Raw genomic sequence first — 19,471 nt, forward strand, 5'->3', positions numbered from 1 at the left:
TGGTTATTCTCCTTGCCTGAGATCGACGGTGTGGCCGCCGCCATGGCTGTCGCCGGATTTGAGGGCTTGCGCAGCTGTCTGAGCGCCGTGAACAACCGCTTGGTTGCGCTTGACGCGCTGGGCCCAAGCGGGCGGACCGTTCTCGCTCGCCGATTTGGAAGCGGCTCCATCGTTTACGGCCTCGCCACCCTCAACCGTTCCCATCGTCGAGGAGCCACCCGTGTTTGCGAAACTGGCGCGGGCGCCCGAGGCGAAGCTCTCGTTCATTGCGCGGGCGGCCTGCGCAACGACGCGTCTGACGGGAGCTGCGACAGCGCCGGCCGCAGCACGGCCCGCGGCGCTGAGACCGGACGCGACGCCGCCAGCACTGGGCCGACCGACTGATGCGAGGCTGTAGGCGGAGGACATGCCGCCCGCCATCGCCGCACCACCACGCGCGGCCGCCGCCGCGCCGGAGGCAGCTGCCATCGCTCCCCTTCCGGCCAGACCGAGCGCCGCGCCGCCCGCCATTGCCGTGCCGGCGACGGCAAGGCCAGTGCCGACCGCGGCGCCCGCACCAAGCTGCGGCGCGCCGGAAACAAGACCGGTTGCGATGCCGGGCCCGAAGATGCCGAGGCCGAGCATCGCGAGCGCCGCGAGCACCACAGAGAGCGCCTGCTCGACCGTCGGCTGGCCGCCGGCATAGGCGGTGGTGAACTGGGAGAAGAGCCCGGTGCCGATTCCGATGATGACAGCGAGCACCATCACCTTGATGCCCGAGGCGACGACGTTGCCCAGCACCTTTTCCGCGAGGAAGGCAGTCTTGTTGAAGAAAGCGAAGGGAATGAGGATGAAGCCAGCGAGCGTCGTCAACTTGAACTCGATCAACGTGACGAACAGCTGCACCGCCAGAATGAAGAAGGCGATCAGCACCAAGAGCCAGGACACCATCAGCACGGCAATCTGGACGAAGTTCGCGAAGAAGCTGGTGAAGCCCATCATTTGGCTCGCTGCGTCTAGCAGCGGCTGCCCGGCGTCGAGGCCGACCTGTGCGAGCCGGCCAGGCCGCAGGAAATCCGCCGTCGAGATCGACGAGCCGCCGGCCTTCAGGCCGAGGCCGGCGAAACTATTGAAGATGACGCCTGAGAGATTGTTGAAATTGGTGATGATGAAGGCAAAGAACCCGATGTAGAGAGTCTTCTTCACCAGCCGCTGGAGGATCTCTTCGTCTGCGCCCCAGGCCCAGAACAGGCCGGCCAACGTGATGTCGATGACGATCAACGTCGACGACAAATACGTGACCTCACCTTTGATCAGGCCGAAACCTGAATCGATGTAGGTGGTGAAGGTGTTGAGGAAGGTGTCGATGACGCCGACGTTGTTCATGGCTTGTCTTCCTGCGGAGCGTTCATCGTCGGCGGTGTGGCCGGCGCGGCCTTTGGCAGCAGGGGCCGCGCCGGCCTGCCGAAGAAGCGCGCGCGGTTCTCCTCCCAAACCGCCTGGCAATGCGGATCTTCGGCATCCTGGGGTCTGAGCGCGCGGCAGCGGCGCAGCTCGGCCGACAGATCATCGGGAGCGGAGACGGAGGGGGCGTCGGATATGGGCCGCGGCGCCGGACGCCGATGGATAACGGACAGCGTGGCGAAGAAGACAGCGAAAAGAATGATCATCGCGCCTGCGCGAAGGATATCCGAGCGCTCCATGATTGGTGCCTCAGTTGCCGCTGAACATGGTGACGTTGCCGGGCTGATAGCCGCTGCGTGTCGAGAAGATCTTGTACTGCTGCTGGCCCTGCGACTCAGTCGCCGTCACGCGCGCCTGCTCCAGCGCGTCCGCTCGCCCCTTTGCGGCGATAACCGCGACAAGATCGGAAAGCTGCTGGGATTGCAGGGCGAGGAGCTGGTTGCCGGCCTGAGCGGCCTGCAGGGCGCCGCTTGCCGACTGGCTGGCGGTGACCAGCGAGGTCATTGCGCTGGAGTTGGTCGAGATATTGCCGACCACGCCGGCCTGCACCTTCAGCGAGTCTTCGAAAGCGCCGACCGAGTTCTGCCAACGGCTTTGAGCCGCGGCAAACAACGTCGCATTGGAGCTCGTGGTCGGTGCTGCGCCGTATGTGCTGGAGTACGCCATTTGGATGCGCTGGACGTTGAAGGCGATGTTCTGGGCCTGGCTCAGCAGCGACTGGGTCTGGGCGATCGATGCCTGCAGCTGGGTCAGCGTCGACATCGGCAGGTTGGCGAGGTTCTTTCCCTGGTTCACCAGGCTCTGGGCCTGATTGGTCAGCATCTGGATCTGATTGTTGATCTGCTGCAGCTCGCGCGCCGCTGTCAGTACGTTCTGGCTGAAGTTGGAGGGGTCGTAGACGATCCACTGCGCGCAAGCCTGCGTCGTCAAAAGCGGCGAGATCGGCAGGGCGAGCGAGAAAACGGTCGCGGCGACCAGGCCTGCGCGCCGCATCTTAAGGGCGGTCATGATGGCACCTCCAGGTTTGTCAGGTCAGGGATGAGATCGGCGGCCCAGAGCAGCTCCCGATCGGCGAGCCAGGCGGGCGTGAAGTCGTCGCGGCCGTGCTCGGCGACCAGCCGTTCAATCGCGGCATGGTCGGCCTTGGAGGACGCGGCGCAGAAGGCGAGCGCGACCGGTCCGAGGCCAAGCTCGAACAGCCGATTGCCGCGGCGGGACTGGCAGTAATAGTCCCGCTTCGGCGTCGCCCGCGCGATGATCTCGATCTGGCGATCGTTCAAACCGAACCGCTGGTAGATGGCGGTGATTTGCGGTTCGATCGCGCGTTCGTTCGGCAGGAAGATGCGCGTCGGGCAGCTCTCGACGATCGCGGGCGCGATGTTGCTGCCGTCGATGTCGGCGAGCGATTGGGTGGCGAAGACGACAGACGCGTTCTTCTTCCGCAGCGTCTTCAGCCATTCCCTCAGCTGTTGCGCGAAGGCGGGATCGTCGAGGACGAGCCAACCCTCGTCGATGATGAGGAGAGTCGGCCGGCCGTCGAGCCGTCCCTCGATGCGGTGAAAGAGATAGGTGAGGACAGCAGGCGCCGCGCCAGCGCCAATCAGGCCCTCGGTCTCGAACGCCTGCACGGATGCGAAGCCGAGCTGCTCGGCCTCCGCGTCGAGCAGGCGGCCGGAGGCGCCGCCGACGCAATAGGGTTGCAGCGCCTGCTTGAGGGCGGTCGATTGCAACAGAACCGTCAAGCCGGTAATCGTGCGTTCCTCGACCGGCGATGAAGCCAGTGAGGTCAACGCTGACCAGACGTACTCCTTCACGGTCGGATCGATGGTGACGCCCTCCTTGGCGAGGATCGCGGTCACCCATTCGGCAGCCCAGGCGCGCTCCGCGGCATCTCCGATACGCGCGAGCGGTTGAAGAGAGACGGAGTCCTCAGTGCTGTTCGACAGACTTCCACCGAGGTCGTGCCAGTCCCCGCCCATGGCAAGCGCAGCTGTGCGGATCGAACCGCCGAAATCGAAGGCGAAGATCTGGCTCCGGCGGTAGCGCCGGAACTGAAGCGCCATCAGCGCCAGCAGCACGGACTTGCCGGCGCCGGTCGGGCCGACGATCAGGGTGTGGCCGACGTCGCCGACATGCAGCGAGAAGCGGAACGGCGTCGAGCCTTCGGTCTTACCGAAGAACAGCGGGGCGCTGCGGAAATGCTCATCGCGGTCTGGCCCGGCCCAGACTGCCGACAGCGGAATCATATGGGCCAGGTTCAATGTCGAGAGCGGCGGCTGGCGGACGTTGGCGTAAGCGTGCCCCGGCAGAGAGCCAAGCCAGGCTTCGAGCGCGTTCACCCCTTCCGGCATGCAGGTGAAGTCGCGACCCTGGATCACCTTCTCGACGAGGCGAAGTTTCTCAGCGGCGAGACCTCCGTCCTCGTCCCAGACGGTGACGGTCGCGGTGATATAGGCCTGGCCGACATCGTCGGTGCCCAGTTCCTGCAAGGCGAGATCGGCGTCAGTGGCCTTGTTCGCCGCGTCGCTATCGACCAGTGTCGAGGCCTCGTTGGTCATGACCTCCTTGACGATGGCGGCGATCGACTTGCGCTTGGCGAACCACTGTCGGCGGATCTTAGTGAGCAGCTTCACTGCCTCGGTCTTGTCGAGGAGGATCGCGCGAGTGGACCAGCGGTAGGGGAAGGCAAGGCGGTTCAGCTCGTCGAGAATTCCGGGATGGGTCGTGGTCGGAAAGCCGACCACGGTAAGCGTGCGAAGGTGATGGCTGCCAAGGCGCGGCTCGAGGCCGCCGGCAAGCGGCTCGTCCGCGAGCAGCGAGTCCAGATGCATTGGTGTCTCCGGGACGCGGACGCGCTGCTGCCGAGTCGAGATGGTCGAATGCAGGTAGGTCAAGGTCTCGCCGTCGTCGAGCCACGCCACCTCAGGCATGAACCCCTCGACCAGCTGCAGGACGCGGTTGGTGCGATCGACGAAGCCGCGCAGCAGTTCCTGCGGATCGACGCCGCTCTGCGCGCGGCCCTCATAAAGCCAGCCCTCGATGCGCGAGGCGTCCTCGGCCGGCGGGAGCCAGACGAAGGTGAGGAAATAGCGGCTCTCGAAATGAGCGCCCGCCTCCTCGAAAGCGTCCCGTCGCTCCAGATCGACCAGCGCGGATGCCGCGTCAGGAAAGCTGTTGTGCGGATAGGTCTGGGCGGCGATGCGCTGGGCCTCAACGGAGATCGCCCAGCCCGAGCCGAGACGGCGGAGCGCGTTGTTGAGACGGGCCGTCACGCCGACGAGCTCGGCAGCAGTTGCGCTGTCGAGGTCCGGACCGCGGAAGCGCGCGGTGCGCTGGAACGCGCCGTCCTTGTTGAGGACGACGCCCTTTGCGACCAAAGCGGCCCAGGGCAGGAAGTCGGCGAGACTGGCGAGGCGGTTGCGGTATTCGGCGAGGTTCAGCATGGAGGCCTCACACACCGAGATAGGAGGGATAACGGAGGTGACGTCGAACGACGTCCACGAACTGCGGGTCGCGTTTGGCCGCCCAGACCGCCGCGGCGTGACCCACGGCCCAAATCAGGGCTCCGGGAATCCAGAGGTGGAGACCGAGCGCGATGGCCGCCGCCAACGTGCCGTTGGCGATTGCAACCGTGCGGGGCGCGCCGCCCATCAGGATCGGATCGGTGAGCGCGCGATGGACCGGCGCGAAGAAGCCCGGCACCTCGGGATCGACGATGCCGGCCATCACACCAAGGCTCCGCCGGAGAAGCTGAAGAAGGTCAGGAAAAAGCTCGAGGCCGCGAAGGCGATCGACAGTCCGAAGACGATCTGGATCAGCCGGCGGAAGCCGCCGGACGTATCGCCGAATGCGAGGGTCAGGCCGGTCACGGTGATGATGATGACCGACATGATCTTGGCGACCGGACCTTGGACCGACTCCAGGATCTGATTGAGCGGCGTCTCCCACGGCATCGAGGAGCCGGAGGCGTAGGCTGCGGGCGCAAATGCGATGGAGATGAAAGCAATGGCCGCGAGGTCGGTGAAGCGGCGGCGAACGTGAAGGATCGCGGGAGAGAACGGGATCATGATAGGTCCTTGGCAAGTGAGGATTGGCCGCCCGCCGCGGCCGAGTGGACGCGGTAATCGCCGGTGGCGGGATCGAGGCCGGCAACGAGAGTAAGTTCAGCGAGGCGGCGTTCGCTGCCGCGGCCGCGCAGCACCGCGACGAGATCGATGGTCTCGGCGATCAGCGCCTTGGGAACGGTGAGGACGGCTTCCTGGATGAGCTGCTCAAGGCGGCGAAGCGCGCCGAGCGCGGAGCCTGCGTGAATCGTTCCGACACCACCGGGGTGGCCCGTGCCCCAGGCTTTGAGCAGCTCCAGGGCTTCGCTGCCGCGAACCTCTCCGATCGGAATTCGGTCGGGGCGTAGACGTAAGGAAGAGCGAACTAGGTCAGACAGGGACGCCACGCCGTCCTTGGTGCGCAGCGCGACCAGATTCGGGGCGCGACACTGCAGCTCCCGCGTATCCTCGATCAGGACCACGCGATCGGTGGTGCCGGCGATCTCGGCCAGCAGCGCGTTCGTCAGCGTGGTCTTGCCGGTCGAGGTGCCGCCGGCGACCAGGATGTTCTTGCGGGTGGCGACCGCTTCGCGGAGCACGATCGCCTGACCGGCCGTCATGATGCCGGCCGCAGCGTAGTCATCCAAGGTGAACACGGCCACAGCGGGCTTGCGGATCGCAAAGGCTGGCGCCGCAACGACGGGCGGAAGAAGCCCCTCGAACCTCTCCCCCGTCTCGGGAAGCTCGGCCGAGACGCGCGGCTTCTCGGAATGCACCTCAGCGCCAACATGGTGCGCGACCAGGCGCACGATCCGCTCGCCGTCGGCGGCGGACATCGTTCGTCCGCTATCCTCCAGCCCGCCGGACAGCCGGTCGATCCAGAGCCGGCCGTCGGGGTTGAGCATCACCTCGACGATCGAGGCGTCTTCGAGAAAGGTTGCGATCGCAGGGCCCAGCGCGGTGCGCAGCATGCGCGCGCCACGCGAGAACGCTTCCGAATGGAGTGGAGTGCCCGCCACGATCGTCCCCCGTCGAAGGCCAATCGCGGCAAGCGATCGGCGATGGGGATGGATAAAAAAGGCAGGAAATGGCGTCGTTCAACAAGTATTCAGCCGTCGTAGGCGTGCAGCGTAGCGCGGAGAAAAAATACTTGCTGTATGGAAGGCGACATCCCAACCGGGATGCGGTGGAAGGCTGCTGATCACTTTTTCAGAATTGGAATGGGCAAACCTAATCCTGCATTTGTCGGCATTCGGCGGCTTTGATCATCCGGCTCGCTCGCAGGGTCCGCAACGACGACCTTGGCCTTCTCGTCGGCCGCCGCACGTCGCTCCTGGGCATAAATGGCCTTGAGCATGCGGATGGCCTCCGGCTGTCTTGGCTAAAGTCCGCTTGGATTGACAGCGGCACTCAGTGAGCCGGTGGCACCGACCCCGCCAGTTGGTATCCGGCAATCAGCTATGTCTTATCCGCATTGCAGCGGCCATACTTTCGCTTCACGAATAACAACATGTTCGAACAGCGCTGCAATCTGCCGTCAGGCTGCACCGGCATATCCGCCGATAGACGCATCATCGTCGATTTTCAGAGTATTCCAATATCGATCGCGAAGAAAGCCGACGAATACGTTGATGGAACCATTGACGCCACCGCTGGCAGAATTGTCTATAACCAAAATGGTCTTTGTGGATGCCTCTTGAATGGCGACACTGCCGTTGGAGGCAACGCTTCGGCCGGAAACGCAACAACGGTCGACGTTTGCTACGCAGCCAACCCTGCCTGAAGCAACGAGCGCCTAGCCTCTTTTTTCGTCGGACACGTGGGCAGCTGCTCGCGCCCACATTCCCGATCAGCCTGACATCGGCCGAGGTTTTAGCGACACTCAGGTCACGCCCGCAGCAGCGGCAAATACCGGCATGACTACGGCAATGCAATAGCTGTGTCAGCCGAACAGCGTCCGCTGGTGCCCTGCTCAGCGACTTTGCTGGGGGACCTGTTGCCCCCGCGTGCGCCACTTCGGTCAACCACTTCGCCCGGACGCGAGATCTCGGCTGGCTCCAGCGCCACTTCGAACGCTGCGCGGGCCTAGAGCGTATGGTCTATCTGGGCTTCATGCAACTCTGCGGCCTCTTGGCGATGAACCCGCACCGCCATGTCTCTGCCCCATTGAGAGATGTTCAATCATCCCGTCGAGGGCGACGGCGACTCGCCGCAGGCAAAGAGGATGTGCCATAGCGATCGCCGTGCCCGGCCGCGTTTCTCGGCCGAAAGGTATGGCCGAGAAAGTCAGATGAATAGATCGGTGGTATGCATGATGGAGAAAAAATTTTCCGGGTGATGCTGAACGTCGTTAGCACTTACTTCGGAGAGCGTGATCGAATTACCCTTTCCGAGGTCAACGACCGTGGTGTCCGGGCCAACCGCCTCGACGTGAGCGATAAGATCGGCAACCGTATGAATATTAGTGCCATTGATCCCTTCTGCGATGTGCAGCTTGTCCCCCACCGCGAAGTCCATCACGGCATCCTTGCCGCCTCCGCTCGTGAACAAGAAGTTGTCGTTGCCCTGATTGCCGAACAGAGTATCGTTGCCCTCATCGCCGTACAGAAAATCGTCACCCGCACCACCAGAGAGCGTGTCGTTACCCTTATTGCCTTCCAGATCATCGGCGCCCGCACTACCAGAGAGCCAGTCGTTCCCGCCCATGCCGCCGATATAGTCCCTATCGGGCGTCCCAGACAAGCGATCGTCGGACTCTGTGCCGTGGATTACAGCCATGTCTTTCTCCTGTGTTGTGTCTGCCAGGCGTGTCGATGGCTTTCGAGAACCGCGTAAATCTGGCGACATCGTGCGCGCGGCGAGATTGAGCGGGCAGCTACTTCGTCACGGATGGCGGAAGACGGTGTTTCCCCACGACGGGCTGGTAGCCGAGGCGGGGCGCGGAGCTGTCCCCGGGTTGCGCAGCGCCCCGCCTCGGCGGATAGGGAACGGGTCGCTGAAGAGACCACAGGCGCGGCGCCGTCGTAACCCTGGAAAGTGAAGCCGGAGCCGCGCCTGTACAAGGCGAGCGGTCACGGAAGTGATTAGCTCTCGCTGCCAAACCGGACGCGATGGGTCGTCTAATCGTGGACCGTTGTGCAAGTGGTTCTTCAAAACCGTCCGACTCAACACCGGGATCGGTACTGTCAAATTGATGCCCCAAATGGCGAATGAGCGTCAAGAAATGCCTTGATCCATTGAAGGAGGGTCGGAGCAATTTTTCCATCAAGTGACCCAACGACATCCTTCGCGACGGCAACAGATCCGCGGAATTCTCCACGAGAGCGAAGGCGCTGGCCAATCAGGTCAATCGGCCTTCATCGTGGTCGGCATCAGCATCAACGTCGACCATCACCCGACGACCGACGCTCTCTATCCCACGACAAGCCGGCGGAACAAGGGATCCGGGATCGGAGGGGATGCGGTGATCACCGAGCTCACGCGCATCTGCGTCGAGATCCTATCGCTGTGGAGTTCGTCGGGCTACTCGGCGCTCCAGGACGATCTCACGAAATCCATGCTGGGCATCAGCGAGCACATTACGGTGTGGAAAGGCGTCGATCCGGCGCAGCACCACTCCGGGCTCTTCAAGGGACTGGACGATAACGGCCATCTGATACTCGAGACAAAGCCACGCAGGACCGGCCTTCGCGATGGACGCTACCCGACCCGCGAGCGCGCCCATTACAACATTGCGCGGACATTAGCGCCTCTCAGTCGCGCGATCCGAACTTTCGCCCCGCGTCCCTGGGCGGGTTCCATTCGCATCTCGCTGCTCTATCGACCGCGCGCGATGCGGAACACGGGATCGTTCTCTACGATCTCGTGAGCGCTGGTCAACATGAGTTTCATGCGCCCGATGTTGCCGAAGGGCGTCCAACGATCTTTGACGTTCGACCAATAAAAGAGCTCGAAGCGGTCGGTATCTGGGATCGGTCGCAGCCGGGCAATCGGATTTGAGCTGCGGCGATCGAGAATCGTATAGGCGCTGCCGCGCTTTTCCGCGTTGTGATGCGTGAACTGGGCCGCGATCTGGGCAAGGACGGGGGCGGGCTTGGACATGACGGTCAATGTGCGCGACGATCGATGGGCATGCCAAGATGCATGAACCTGCCGATTCAATTTGTCGCACACCGGCAAGATTGCCGCGATTCACCGCGCCGACTCTACGGATGCGATGCAACCGTCCCGTCTTCTCCCCAGTTCTTCTGATCCGCTCCCACCTCGCTTTGTGGCCCGGCTGGCCGGCTTTGCCGACGTGTTCACGCGCCCAACCTGGTCGCACGTGCTGCTGGCCGGCGCACCGTCGCGGCGGCTCTGCGCATTCTGGGGCGAGATCGCGAGCCCGACTTCTGCACCTTTCACCGCATCCTCAACCGTGCGGCATGGTCGTCGCGGGCGGCCGCAGGACGTCTCCTTCTCGTGCTGGTCCGCAGCCTGGTGCCCGCGCACGGCCCGGTGGTGATCGGGCTCGATGACACCATCGAGCGGCGCTGGGGCACCAAGATCAGCGCCCGTGGCATCTATCGTGATCCGGTCCGCTCCTCCAAGGGGCATTTCGTCAAGGCCAGCGGTTTGCGCCGGCTGTCCGCCATGCTGTTGGTGCGCGTGCCATGGGCCGACCGCATCATGGCGCTCCCCTTTTCTGACCCTGCTGGCCCCGTCCAAACGCTTCTATGCCGGCAGACCGAGACAGCCCAAGGCCCTGCTCGACCGGGCCCGCCAAGCCGTCTTGCAGATCAGTCGCTGGCTTCCTGGACGCTCTATCGTGCTCGTCGCTGACAGTGCGTTTGCGGCCGTCGAATTCCTCGCCGCCATTCTCAGCCGTGTCTGCGTCGTCACCCGCTTGCGGATGGACGCCAACCTGTTCGACTTCCCGCCGCCAAAACCCAAGGGCCGCGGTCGGCCGCCGATCAAAGGCAAGGCGCAGAAGAAGCTGTCCGCCGTCGTCAAGGATCGCAAGGTCCGCTGGCGGGGCTGCCACATCAGCCTCTGGAATGGCCGAACCAATCGCCTCGTCGAGATCGCTACCGGTACCGCCCTCTGGTATCGAAGCGGCGTCAAGCCGCTGCCCATCCGTTGGCTCCTCGTCCGTGATCCGATCGGGGAACTCGAACCGCAAGCATTCCTCGCCACCGACCTCAACGCCAAGCCGCACGACATCCTCGCCTGGTTCGTCAGCCGCTGGCAGCTTGAAGTCACCTTCGAGGAAGCTCGCGCTCACCTCGGTGTCGAGACCCAGCGCCAGTGGTCGGACAAGGCCATTCTGCGGACCACGCCGATCTTGCTCGGCCTGTATTCCCTCGTCACACTATGGACGCACGACCTCGCAAAGGCGCGCAAGCTCAAGCCCAGAACCACCGCCTGGTATCCGAAATCAGTCCTCACCTTCGGCGATGCGATCGCGGCGGTCCGACGCGAAATATGGGCTCATCAAATTTCCTTCATGTCCCGGCCTCACCGAGATGCCATAGAAATTCCCCGCCATATCTGGCACCGCATGCAGGACGCTCTCGCCCACGCTGCCTAATTCGGCCAAAGTCAAGCTTTGCCGTCGTATCGCTGCCGGCTCACGCGCAGTTATCAGCCCCGTCTATATGGGTGAACCAAAGAGGCTCGGTCCTTTCGATCCAAACGCTGGACGCATTGACAGGCAATTTCACAGGAACGTATGTGAATAACGCGGCTGGATTTTCTTGCCGAGGACAGCCTTACGCTATGGCGGGTAAGGTCGCGACGAGCAAAATAGATTTCTACGTCAATTGGACATCACCCACAGCGCCGAACTGCAGAACAATCACGATCTGGAATGGCCGTATAGCCGGTGACACAATTCCAACGCGCTGGAAGCTGTACTATGTAGGGTCGGACTGGAACTTCCACAGAATGATCGGCGGGGACCTCTTTACGAAGAGGTAGACCAACAGCGAACCGGCACTATGATGGCGGGGGCTTAAGGCGCGTTGGCTGGCCCGTGACAGCTCGGTTGCCTTCGATCTTCTTCAGCAATAGTTTGCGCAGGAACGCCGGTTCGGCAATTTGAATTTCCTTGCCATCACGCAGTCTGCCGATCGCGGCAAACAGCTTGCGAATATCATACGTCGAGTTGAACACCTCCGGTACACCGCGTTCGATTGGGAGAAGTGTGTAGGCAGCCTCCATCGCCGTGCGAACCGAATATTCGGTCGTGAAGACGCAATCTCGCTCGGCTGATTCCGCGAATTGCCCGATGAAGGCGAAATTGACGGCCCCCTTAGGCACAACATCTGGCCGGTCACCCGCCCGCCGCGGCATGAAAAGCGAGGTGACGTAGGGCATCATCACCGGCACCGTGTTTGCACCCGTCGCGGCGAGTTCCGGTACGTCCTCAACAGGCACACCGAGGTGATAGAGCCATTCCTGCGTGATCTCCTCGCCTGTGCAGGCTTGCATCGGTTTCTTCGCGAAATCGCCGGCTTTGTAGACGAAGAGGCCATAGAGCCAGACGACGATCTGGTCGCTGGGCTGGTGCTTGAAGTGCGGCTGGCGGTTTACAGTCCAACTAAGCAGCCAGCTCGAATCTTTCGCGGTAACGATCCCTCCCGTGACGACCTTGCCACTGAACGGATCGCGTTTGGCGACCTTGGCGATATATTTCGGAATGCGCGCGTCCAGGGTCGTGACCGTCGCCGATTCCCATTTGGTTGCAGGAATATTGCCGCCGAACACGTCGGGGCGGCCGAAGGCGACGTCCTTGGCCGCAATACGCCGCCACAGATCCCAGGCGGGCGCCGGGCCTTCGTCGAGCCTGGCAGGCGTGTGATGGTCGCCGTTGTCCGAGTTTTCGGTCAGCGACCCGATCGTCATGAATACAAGATCGTCGGTGCCGAGATCGACTCCGCCCGCGACGCCACCCTCCAGCCAGTGGATGCGTGTGGCCTGCTTGCATCCGGGCTGTATCTCGAAATCGACATCGCTGACTTCGACCCCGTAGCGGAAGGCGACGCCCTGCTCCTCCAGCCATTTGCAGAGCGGCAGAACGAGCGATTCGTATGGGTTGTACTTGGTGAACTTCAGTGCGCTGAAATCTGGCAGGCCGCCGATATGGTGGATGAACCGGTGCAGGTAGAGCTTCATTTCCAGGGCGGAATGCCATTCCTCAAAAGCGAACATCGTCCGCCAGTAGAGCCAAAAATTACTGCTCAGAAACTCCTTCCCGAACACTTCGTCGATGCGCTTGTTCTCCATCTCCTCACGGCTAGCCAAAAAGATGGCGAGCAGCTCCTTCTGGGCCTTGTCCGTCAGCGTGAAGAGGCCGTCGGTATGCGCATCCTGTCCCCGGCTCACCGTCGCCCTCTGCAGCGAGTAGTTCGGATCATCCTTGTTCAACCAGTATAATTCGTCGAACACGCTGGCGCCTTCGATTTCCAGCGAGGGGATCGACCGCAACAAATCCCATAGACACTCGAAATGATCCTCGATCTCGCGGCCGCCTCGGATCACGAAGCCCCTTTCCGGCTCCTGGCTACCATCGAGCGCCCCGCCTGGTCGTTTCAGCCGTTCGAGGATGGTGATCCGGTCCCCACGTATATGCCCGTCGCGGATCAGGAAGGCCGCGCCGGCAAGCGCCGCCAGGCCCGCACCGATGAACCACGCCGTCTTGTTGTCCGCACTGTTGGGTTTGCGGGGGCGGGCAAAAGCTTCGTAATTTCCGCTGCTGTAATACATGGCAACAATCTATCCGATTGGATTGGACGATCTCCCGGTGACATAACTGAACTTGTCGCCCTCTCGGCGACCAGTAGGCAAGCGTGAGCCGCACCCATCCCGCGAGCCCCGCCAGTCGGCAGAATGACTTTTTCGTTCACGCGTCCCATGACACGGTCCTTGTTTTGTGTCGTCGATCAGCGGCGGTACAGCGTGTTCCAGGCATCCAAGAAGACACGAGGGTCATGCTGGCCCTTGTAGAATGGTGAGATGGGACGCTTGACGCCGCGCAATCCGAATACGGCGATCTGGGCCGCGCGGACGGAATATTCGACGGTAAAGACAACGTCGTCGGGAATCTCGCAGAACTGGCCGATGAAGGCGAGGTTGCGTGATCCGATGGGAATGACCTTCGGGCGGTCTCCTTCCGTGCGCGGCATGAACTGGGCCGTGACATAGGGCATCATCGCCGTCACGACGCGCGAAGTGTCCAGAACGTGCGCAATGCTCTCTGCGAATCGCAGGTGCATCAGCAGCTCGATCAAGATCTCGCGGCCCGTGCACTCCGACATCGGCTTGTGCACGAAGTTGCCCGGCCTGTCCGGGAAGAGACCATAACCCCACCAGACCCAAACATGCTTCGGCTGCTCGTAATAGTGCGGTTGATGATTGAGGACGACGGTCAGCAGCCAACTGGAATCCTTGATCGTTACCAGGCCGCCCTTGCCAGCCTTGCTGCCGGAGAAGATTTCAAGCCGATCGAAGAAGGTCGGGTCGTCGGCCGTGACCGTGAAGGATTCCCATTTCGACTGGGCGATATTGGAGACGAAGGCGGCGGGGCGACCGAAGTCCGGACTTTTGGCAGCCAAGCGTTCCCACAACTTCCACGAACCGCCGCTTCGCTTAGTCCTCAGCAGTGAGACCGTCTCCATTGACCCATAGCTGGTATCCGAGGTCATTGAACCGTTGGTGACGAACACCAAATCCTGTTCCGCCAGGTCGATGGCGCGGTCCTCGCCGCCTTGCCGGTAGTACAGACGCGTCGCGGTCTTCTGGCCGCCTTCGATGGTGACATCGATGTCGGTCACTTCCGCGCTCATCTCTAGCCGCACGCCCTGCGCCGTCAACAGAGCAGTTGCGCGCGAGACGCGTCACCTCATAGGAGAGAATGATTCCGATTTCACCCAACGTGACGCGGGCGATAACGTCCTTGAAGCCCTCGCGATGCGCTGCTGTCGATCCACTCAATCCAAGGTCGGCATCAACGACATCAATATTGGTATCATCCCAACCGAGATCGGTGGCTCGCTGTCGCAGTGCATACTGCAGTCGCAGGCTCTCCTGGTTGGTTATCACCTGATGAGGCGTCGACTGCCGAATGTAAATTACGGCTCTGCGACAAAGGTGGCTCCCCGTCACAAGATCCGACCTCATGGCTCTTCTCCCAGCGAACCACGCGAGCTTGCCAATTTTGATTCGGAGCCGTGCCTTAAAGAATCATTTGTCGGCTGATTCGCCAAGCTCGTCAGCACCACGTCTCTTGAAAGCCGGAGCAAGTCTCGAATGCTTTCGAGCGAAAGCTTGCTTGACGGGACAGACAGCCGCTCGCCATAGAGGTTGGTTGCTGCAGCTCGAATTCTCAGCAAAATGCCGTCGCGATAATGAACGAGAACGCAGCCGCGGAGCGAGCTTCCGGCCGATACCAAATCAAAGCGCCGTCCGTATAGTGGATGGGTTGGGTCGGTTACGGTAATCTGCTCTAATTGATCAGATGGCTCCCGAATAGGGGCATCATGCTGTGTGGTCGTAAATCCCATCTCCATCACCGATGAGCGTGTGGGTCAGGCCACATAGATCGAGCAGACGGTACCAATCAGCATTATTGCGCGCTAGTCGCGAGACTTCCAAGCCGAGCACGATGCCCACCTGGCCGAGGCCGACCTCCGCGGTCATACGCGCGAAGCCGGTGCGCTCGGAAAGGCCGGAACCGGAAATACCGAGGTCCTCATCGATGACCTTCACCTGATCGCGTCGCCAACCAAGCCGCGCGGCGCGTTCGGCTAACTCGTACTGACGGGCAGTGGACTCGCGATTATGCTCGACCTGCGTCGTACTGGACTGACGCACGTAGACGATTGCGCATCGGCGTAGGTGCTCAGCGGTGATCTTGCTCAGTTCGTTCATCGTTGTGATCTCCGGCAGTGGCGATTGCTCGGGCGATTAGTCGGGCGAGTCGCAGCACGAGATGTGCGCGCTGCTCTTTATCGAGGGCCTCCCATACGGGTACGGCCCCGCGCTGAGGTGGTGGGTCGAGAAAGCTTAGCTGCTGCATGGCTGTCCTCCGATTGCGGTGGCAGGACAGTATGCGCGGCATCCAACTGCCGCAGCAAAGCGTCGACGATCGTCCGGGCGTGCAGCAGCTCGGCGTGCGAAGCCAGGAATGCCGCTTGAGCGCATTGCGGGCTTGCACGCGGTAAATGTTGTGCGATAGGCAGATCTGTCCACGCAGCCGGTACAAGGGCACGGGTACCATCGGGCAGTACAAGCGTCAGATGAAGTTCGCCGCGTCGATGACACCAGCCAAGCACATTAAGCGCAGATCCCTCAAAGGGATGGCGCGACCGAACGATGGTTACCTGATCGGGATAGTCGTCGAGATGATGAGCGCGGTGGTGGGTAGTCTGTCGAGTAGTCTTTCACCCGCATTGATCATCAGTGGTTACGCCGGATGGTGGCCCACCGGATTGCCGACCCGATTATCCTTCAGCTGATATCAAAATGGCTGAAGGCCGGGGCACTGCAAGACGGGATCTTCCTTCCAGCCAGGGGAAGGGACCCCGCAAGGGGGCCCGATATCGCCTGTGCTCAGTAATCTGTACTTGCACTTTACGCTCGATCTCTGGTTTGCGAGGAAATTCAAACCACTGTGTCGAGGCGAGGCATACTTGGTGCGTTTTGCTGATGACTTCGTGGGGTGCTTCCAGTTTCAAGACGACGCGCAGAACTTCCAGCGCCAGTTGCGGGAGCGGTTCGCGCAGTTCAATCTGGAGCTGGCCGAGGACAAGACTCGGCTGCTACTCTTTGGACGCTTTGCTGCCACCATGCGGGGCAAGCACGGACAGAGGCCGGAGACATTTGAATTCCTCGGCTTCAAGCATGTCTGTGGGGTGGATCGGAGCGGGCGGTTCGCCCTGATCCGTATCCCCAGCACCAAGAGCTGCAGAAAGTTCCTCGCTCGTACCCGCGAGTGGCTGCTCGAGCATCGGCACTGGAAGAGACGCGAACAGCAACAACACCTAACGGTGATGCTGCGCGGCTTTTACCAGTACTTCGCTCTGCACCACTGCGACCGTAGGCTGAGCTGGATCCGCCTTGAAACCCAGCGACAGTGGAAGCAAGCCCTACAACGCCGTGGCCAACGCCGTCGGCTGAGTTGGGCACAATTGGGCGACCGCCCGTGGTTCGAGCTTCCGTTCGCTCGAAACTTGCATCCGACGGTGTGATGAGGCGCTCTTCGCGAATGTCATCTGGGGAGCCCGGTGCGGGAAATCTGCACGCCGGGTTCTGCTTGGGGAGGCGAGTTCAAGAAGCCATGCCGGCTCGGTGAGGGCACTGACGTGAAAACGCCAGCAACAGTGAGGCTCCGCAAAGGCTACCGCTTCAAGGCTCGTCTCTACCATCCCCTTCGATCTCTGGGCCGAGCGCTGGCGACGGCGCGAGGCCACGGGCGACATGATCATAGTGCGATATGCCGACGATCTGGTCGTGGGCTTTGAGCATGAGAGTGACGCCCGCCGCTTCTGGGAAGCCATGCGCGAGCGGTTGCAGGAGTTCTCGCTGTCGCTGCATCCGGACAAGACCCGACTGATTGAGTTTGGCCGCCATGCGGCGACCAAGCGAAAGCAGCGCGGGCTTGGCAAACCGGAGACCTTCAGCTTCTTGGGCTTCACGCTGATCTGCGGCAAGTCGCGCCGAGGAACATTCCTGATCCATCGGAAGACCCAACGCGATCGCATGAAGGCGAAACTCAAGGAGGTCAAAGGAGAATTGCGACGGCGTATGCACAGGCCGATCCCCGAACAGGGGAAGTGGCTCAAGCAGGTCACCACGGGCTTCTTTGCCTACCATGCAGTGCCGACAAATTTTCGAGCTCTGCTGAGGTTCCGCTCCCATATCAGGGACCTTTGGCTGCGAACGCTACGGCGACGCGGTCAGAAGGACCACACGAGCGGGGAGCGGATACTGAAGCTTGCTGACGACTACCTCCCACAACCTCGGATCCTTCACCCCTGGCCCAATCAGCGATTTGCCGTCACTCACCCAAGGTGGACGCCGTATGCGGGAAAGCCGCACGTACGGTGTTGTGCGGGGGGCGCTCAGTAATGAGCGTCCCTACCGCGAACGATCCAAGAAAAGTGGGTACTAGCTAGCTCTTCAGTCAAGGCTCGCGCCGAAATGGGCCGCACCTTCTTGTTATTCGTCGGCCCTTTCGACATCACCGGGCACGAGATGATTGTCGGCCTGACACTGCCGAGAGCTTTGAGAGCATTATCGATCCGGCATTTAACGATTAGATATTCCGCCAGTGGTGCCTTGAGTACGGCTCAGATGAGAGGTATGGCTTAGATGAGTGGTATGACTCAGATGAGGTTGCCGGCGAGCTGTTCTGCGATACGTCGCGCTCAAAGTCAGGACCGTCGCGCAACGCGGACTCATTATACGGAAGGTTGATGCGAGACTCTGGGTGACCTGTCTCCATTCCCGACAGCAACCGGTCGGGCGGCGTGCTAAGCTCCAGCGACGGGAAATCCTGCGACGCGGCGCGCACGAAGTCAGGGCCGTCGTGTATAGTCGCGGACTCGCCATGAGCAAAGTTCACGCGAGATACCGGACGGTCTGTCGCTATCCCGGACATCAAGAGGTGGGGTGGGGTGTCGTATTCCAGTGAATCGAAGTCCCCCGGCGAGGCGCGCATAAGGTAAGGATCGTCGCACAATGCGGACTCGCCCATACGGAATATTCAGGCGAGCCTGCGGGCGAGGTGTCTGCGCTCGGGCCGGTGACGGATTGCCCCGCGAATTGCCCGTCTCAGCGGGCATTCCCGCCGCCCTCCTTTGTGCATTTAGCTGCTGCTGAAAGTCCCTTGGATTGTCGATTGCCACCTCTTCGGGAAGAGGTGGCAAAGCGCGTCCGATGCTGTTGGAATGCATGATTCCTCCTGTTGAGAGCCGTCACCATTGGATAGCAGAGTTAACTTGCGAGAAGCTGACGAGACTCCATGTCGTGCAGAGAAGCTCGGGCAGAATATTGCTGGGATGGAATAGCGAGGAAACGCGCAAACGCGAGATCGAGAAGCTGCACGCCAAGATCGGGCAACTGACAGTCGATCGCGATTTTTCGCGCGGAGGTCCGGAAGATGAGCACGCCGGACCATCGAGGAATGCTCGATCGCGCCGACCAGGCGCTGCCGGTCCGCCGGCAATGCATGTTGCTTGGCATTGCCCGTCTGGGGTCTACCGGCCGCCACGGCCGGCCGACGACAACGACCTTGCCCTGATGCCAGCGGATCGACGAGCTGTTCACCGCCTGGCCATTCCTGGGCTCGCGGCACATGACCGCGATGCTGAAGGCTGAGGGGCTTCAGGTCAATCGCAAGCTCGTGCAGCGGTTGATGCACGATCGATTTCAGCGAGAGCGGTCTGCTCTCTTTTTTATCGCAACTCTCCGCTGCTACGAGCGCCAGTCGGACCGAAGTGACGAGCGGACAGCGAACACAATCGCGACTCCGGGATGCCCACGAATTCCGCTGTGCGCAGGTCAGGTTTACGTCAGGTGCGGGGGATATGATCGATACTAGAGGGCGTACGATTGTGAAAAAAGCCCGAGCCGCGCTTGCCGGTTGTGGCGAGTAGCCGAGCCAGCGGCACCATCGCCAGCGAGGTCCTGAAATGGACCCGCGGAGCGGGACCGCTTGAACCGGTTTGTTAGTTGGAAACTGACCGCTCCTGATCCCTTTCTATCACGCTGCCAGAGACTCTGTCTGCTGCAGTTGCTGTGGGCATGGTCAACGCGTCAGCGTTGTCCACCATGTCCACAGCCTTCGCGGCCTGCATCCGTTCTCGCCAGACCGCCATCGGCGTGCGATAGCCGTGCGCCTGATCTAAGCCTCGTTAGGCTGCCGCCGAAGGGCTTGAAGCGTCCGTGGCGTCAGGTTGTACAATTCGAGTAATAGCGACAGCCTTCACCGCGTGACTGCGAAA

The 19,471-nt window shown here is 61.7% G+C and carries 23 protein-coding genes and 3 pseudogenes; 11 read left to right on the forward strand and 15 right to left on the reverse strand.

Features of this window, described 5'->3' with window-relative positions:
* Positions 1–3: 3 nt before the first annotated feature.
* The 8 genes from trbL to ACVJGD_RS26345 form a co-directional block, all read right to left on the reverse strand.
* The gene (trbL, locus tag ACVJGD_RS26310) at positions 4–1,365 is read right to left on the reverse strand and encodes a P-type conjugative transfer protein TrbL (RefSeq protein WP_456637021.1); all 1,362 of its coding nucleotides are present in this window, start codon (positions 1,363–1,365) and stop codon (positions 4–6) included.
* Positions 1,362–1,682, reverse strand: coding sequence for a putative entry exclusion protein TrbK-alt (gene trbK-alt, locus ACVJGD_RS26315; protein WP_456637022.1), 321 nt, complete (start codon positions 1,680–1,682; stop codon positions 1,362–1,364). The genes trbL and trbK-alt overlap by 4 nt, the downstream gene beginning before the upstream one ends.
* 10 nt (positions 1,683–1,692) lie before the next feature.
* On the reverse strand, positions 1,693–2,451 hold the full coding sequence (gene trbJ / locus ACVJGD_RS26320; RefSeq protein ID WP_456637023.1) for a P-type conjugative transfer protein TrbJ: 759 nt from the start codon (positions 2,449–2,451) through the stop codon (positions 1,693–1,695).
* Entirely contained in the window at positions 2,448–4,886 is a 2,439-nt protein-coding gene (trbE, locus tag ACVJGD_RS26325) for a conjugal transfer protein TrbE (RefSeq protein WP_456637024.1), read from the reverse strand. The genes trbJ and trbE overlap by 4 nt, the downstream gene beginning before the upstream one ends.
* Before the next feature lie 7 nt (positions 4,887–4,893).
* Positions 4,894–5,169, reverse strand: a complete 276-nt coding sequence (locus tag ACVJGD_RS26330) for a VirB3 family type IV secretion system protein (RefSeq protein WP_304486681.1) — start codon at positions 5,167–5,169, stop codon at positions 4,894–4,896.
* The gene (locus ACVJGD_RS26335) at positions 5,169–5,510 is read right to left on the reverse strand and encodes a TrbC/VirB2 family protein (protein WP_456637025.1); all 342 of its coding nucleotides are present in this window, start codon (positions 5,508–5,510) and stop codon (positions 5,169–5,171) included. The genes ACVJGD_RS26330 and ACVJGD_RS26335 overlap by 1 nt, the downstream gene beginning before the upstream one ends.
* On the reverse strand, positions 5,507–6,505 hold the full coding sequence (gene trbB / locus ACVJGD_RS26340; RefSeq protein ID WP_456637026.1) for a P-type conjugative transfer ATPase TrbB: 999 nt from the start codon (positions 6,503–6,505) through the stop codon (positions 5,507–5,509). Before trbB ends, ACVJGD_RS26335 begins: the two co-directional genes overlap by 4 nt.
* A 182-nt stretch (positions 6,506–6,687) precedes the next feature.
* Positions 6,688–6,843 carry a hypothetical protein gene (locus ACVJGD_RS26345; protein ID WP_456637027.1) on the reverse strand — a complete coding sequence of 52 codons (156 nt, stop codon included), beginning with the start codon at positions 6,841–6,843 and terminating at the stop codon, positions 6,688–6,690.
* 153 nt (positions 6,844–6,996) lie between these two features.
* On the opposite strand from ACVJGD_RS26345, the gene ACVJGD_RS26350 reads away from it, so the two are divergent.
* Complete coding sequence (locus ACVJGD_RS26350) at positions 6,997–7,269, forward strand: hypothetical protein (RefSeq protein WP_456637028.1); 273 nt, start codon at positions 6,997–6,999, stop codon at positions 7,267–7,269.
* A 185-nt stretch (positions 7,270–7,454) separates the two neighbouring features.
* Positions 7,455–7,721 (forward strand): hypothetical protein, encoded by a 267-nt coding sequence (locus ACVJGD_RS26355; protein WP_456640379.1) that lies wholly within the window; start codon positions 7,455–7,457, stop codon positions 7,719–7,721.
* 51 nt (positions 7,722–7,772) lie between these two features.
* Here ACVJGD_RS26355 and ACVJGD_RS26360 read toward each other — a convergent pair whose 3' ends face one another.
* Positions 7,773–8,264, reverse strand: a complete 492-nt coding sequence (locus ACVJGD_RS26360; RefSeq protein WP_456637029.1) for a calcium-binding protein — start codon at positions 8,262–8,264, stop codon at positions 7,773–7,775.
* A 490-nt stretch (positions 8,265–8,754) separates the two neighbouring features.
* Here ACVJGD_RS26360 and ACVJGD_RS26365 point away from each other — a divergent pair, with 490 nt between their 5' ends.
* The gene (locus ACVJGD_RS26365) at positions 8,755–9,354 is read left to right on the forward strand and encodes a hypothetical protein (RefSeq protein WP_456637030.1); all 600 of its coding nucleotides are present in this window, start codon (positions 8,755–8,757) and stop codon (positions 9,352–9,354) included.
* On the opposite strand, the gene ACVJGD_RS26370 is transcribed toward ACVJGD_RS26365, so the two are convergent.
* The gene (locus ACVJGD_RS26370; RefSeq protein ID WP_456637031.1) at positions 9,303–9,596 is read right to left on the reverse strand and encodes a hypothetical protein; all 294 of its coding nucleotides are present in this window, start codon (positions 9,594–9,596) and stop codon (positions 9,303–9,305) included. The two genes, ACVJGD_RS26365 and ACVJGD_RS26370, sit on opposite strands and share 52 nt — an antisense overlap.
* A 255-nt stretch (positions 9,597–9,851) precedes the next feature.
* Between ACVJGD_RS26370 and ACVJGD_RS26375 the strand changes: the two are divergent.
* From ACVJGD_RS26375 to ACVJGD_RS26385, 3 genes and pseudogenes are all read left to right on the forward strand, one after another.
* Positions 9,852–10,088 (forward strand): annotated as a pseudogene (locus ACVJGD_RS26375) (transposase); the annotation flags it as partial.
* Positions 10,000–11,055: an IS701 family transposase gene (locus tag ACVJGD_RS26380; RefSeq protein WP_456637032.1), complete on the forward strand. Its 1,056-nt coding sequence runs from the start codon at positions 10,000–10,002 to the stop codon at positions 11,053–11,055. The pseudogene ACVJGD_RS26375 and the gene ACVJGD_RS26380, both read left to right, overlap by 89 nt.
* Positions 10,950–11,444 carry an avidin/streptavidin family protein gene (locus ACVJGD_RS26385; protein WP_456637033.1) on the forward strand — a complete coding sequence of 165 codons (495 nt, stop codon included), beginning with the start codon at positions 10,950–10,952 and terminating at the stop codon, positions 11,442–11,444. Before ACVJGD_RS26380 ends, ACVJGD_RS26385 begins: the two co-directional genes overlap by 106 nt.
* 18 nt (positions 11,445–11,462) lie before the next feature.
* Here ACVJGD_RS26385 and ACVJGD_RS26390 read toward each other — a convergent pair whose 3' ends face one another.
* The 5 genes and pseudogenes from ACVJGD_RS26390 to ACVJGD_RS26410 all read right to left on the reverse strand — a co-directional run bounded on the left by ACVJGD_RS26390 (position 11,463) and on the right by ACVJGD_RS26410 (position 15,395).
* Positions 11,463–13,232, reverse strand: coding sequence for an oleate hydratase (locus ACVJGD_RS26390; protein ID WP_456637034.1), 1,770 nt, complete (start codon positions 13,230–13,232; stop codon positions 11,463–11,465).
* Between the two features lie 176 nt (positions 13,233–13,408).
* Entirely contained in the window at positions 13,409–14,338 is a 930-nt protein-coding gene (locus tag ACVJGD_RS26395) for an oleate hydratase (protein ID WP_456637035.1), read from the reverse strand.
* A 64-nt stretch (positions 14,339–14,402) separates the two neighbouring features.
* A pseudogene (locus ACVJGD_RS26400) lies at positions 14,403–14,645 on the reverse strand (recombinase family protein); the annotation flags it as partial.
* Positions 14,642–15,028 carry a hypothetical protein gene (locus tag ACVJGD_RS26405; protein WP_456632667.1) on the reverse strand — a complete coding sequence of 129 codons (387 nt, stop codon included), beginning with the start codon at positions 15,026–15,028 and terminating at the stop codon, positions 14,642–14,644. The gene ACVJGD_RS26405 and the pseudogene ACVJGD_RS26400, both read right to left, overlap by 4 nt.
* The gene (locus ACVJGD_RS26410; RefSeq protein WP_456637036.1) at positions 15,003–15,395 is read right to left on the reverse strand and encodes a recombinase family protein; all 393 of its coding nucleotides are present in this window, start codon (positions 15,393–15,395) and stop codon (positions 15,003–15,005) included. Before ACVJGD_RS26410 ends, ACVJGD_RS26405 begins: the two co-directional genes overlap by 26 nt.
* Before the next feature lie 368 nt (positions 15,396–15,763).
* Between ACVJGD_RS26410 and ACVJGD_RS26415 the strand changes: the two genes are divergently transcribed.
* The 5 genes and pseudogenes from ACVJGD_RS26415 to ACVJGD_RS26435 all read left to right on the forward strand — a co-directional run bounded on the left by ACVJGD_RS26415 (position 15,764) and on the right by ACVJGD_RS26435 (position 19,068).
* Positions 15,764–15,982 (forward strand): hypothetical protein, encoded by a 219-nt coding sequence (locus ACVJGD_RS26415; protein ID WP_456637037.1) that lies wholly within the window; start codon positions 15,764–15,766, stop codon positions 15,980–15,982.
* Positions 15,983–16,045: 63 nt separating this feature from the next.
* Positions 16,046–16,714: pseudogene (locus ACVJGD_RS26420) on the forward strand (reverse transcriptase domain-containing protein); the annotation flags it as partial.
* A gap of 175 nt (positions 16,715–16,889) precedes the next feature.
* On the forward strand, positions 16,890–17,594 hold the full coding sequence (locus ACVJGD_RS26425) for a reverse transcriptase domain-containing protein (protein WP_456640380.1): 705 nt from the start codon (positions 16,890–16,892) through the stop codon (positions 17,592–17,594).
* 1,033 nt (positions 17,595–18,627) lie between these two features.
* The gene (locus ACVJGD_RS26430; protein ID WP_456637038.1) at positions 18,628–18,768 is read left to right on the forward strand and encodes a hypothetical protein; all 141 of its coding nucleotides are present in this window, start codon (positions 18,628–18,630) and stop codon (positions 18,766–18,768) included.
* Between the two features lie 9 nt (positions 18,769–18,777).
* Entirely contained in the window at positions 18,778–19,068 is a 291-nt protein-coding gene (locus ACVJGD_RS26435) for an IS3 family transposase (RefSeq protein WP_456640381.1), read from the forward strand.
* The last annotated feature ends 403 nt before the right edge of the window (positions 19,069–19,471 follow it).

The sequence above is a fragment of the Bradyrhizobium sp. USDA 10063 genome, from assembly GCF_054063735.1.

Bases quoted from the DNA above. Each gene is read 5' to 3' on its own strand.
- trbL (WP_456637021.1), bottom strand. From the start codon at position 1,365: ATGAACAACGTCGGCGTCATCGACACCTTCCTCAACACCTTCACCACC.
- trbK-alt (WP_456637022.1), bottom strand. From the start codon at position 1,682: ATGGAGCGCTCGGATATCCTTCGCGCAGGCGCGATGATCATTCTTTTC.
- trbJ (WP_456637023.1), bottom strand. From the start codon at position 2,451: ATGACCGCCCTTAAGATGCGGCGCGCAGGCCTGGTCGCCGCGACCGTT.
- trbE (WP_456637024.1), bottom strand. From the start codon at position 4,886: ATGCTGAACCTCGCCGAATACCGCAACCGCCTCGCCAGTCTCGCCGAC.
- ACVJGD_RS26330 (WP_304486681.1), bottom strand. From the start codon at position 5,169: ATGGCCGGCATCGTCGATCCCGAGGTGCCGGGCTTCTTCGCGCCGGTC.
- ACVJGD_RS26335 (WP_456637025.1), bottom strand. From the start codon at position 5,510: ATGATCCCGTTCTCTCCCGCGATCCTTCACGTTCGCCGCCGCTTCACC.
- ACVJGD_RS26345 (WP_456637027.1), bottom strand. From the start codon at position 6,843: ATGCTCAAGGCCATTTATGCCCAGGAGCGACGTGCGGCGGCCGACGAG.
- ACVJGD_RS26350 (WP_456637028.1), top strand. From the start codon at position 6,997: ATGTTCGAACAGCGCTGCAATCTGCCGTCAGGCTGCACCGGCATATCC.
- ACVJGD_RS26360 (WP_456637029.1), bottom strand. From the start codon at position 8,264: ATGGCTGTAATCCACGGCACAGAGTCCGACGATCGCTTGTCTGGGACG.
- ACVJGD_RS26380 (WP_456637032.1), top strand. From the start codon at position 10,000: ATGACACCATCGAGCGGCGCTGGGGCACCAAGATCAGCGCCCGTGGCA.
- ACVJGD_RS26385 (WP_456637033.1), top strand. From the start codon at position 10,950: ATGGGCTCATCAAATTTCCTTCATGTCCCGGCCTCACCGAGATGCCAT.
- ACVJGD_RS26390 (WP_456637034.1), bottom strand. From the start codon at position 13,232: ATGTATTACAGCAGCGGAAATTACGAAGCTTTTGCCCGCCCCCGCAAA.
- ACVJGD_RS26405 (WP_456632667.1), bottom strand. From the start codon at position 15,028: ATGGGATTTACGACCACACAGCATGATGCCCCTATTCGGGAGCCATCT.
- ACVJGD_RS26410 (WP_456637036.1), bottom strand. From the start codon at position 15,395: ATGAACGAACTGAGCAAGATCACCGCTGAGCACCTACGCCGATGCGCA.
- ACVJGD_RS26415 (WP_456637037.1), top strand. From the start codon at position 15,764: ATGAAGTTCGCCGCGTCGATGACACCAGCCAAGCACATTAAGCGCAGA.
- ACVJGD_RS26430 (WP_456637038.1), top strand. From the start codon at position 18,628: ATGAGCACGCCGGACCATCGAGGAATGCTCGATCGCGCCGACCAGGCG.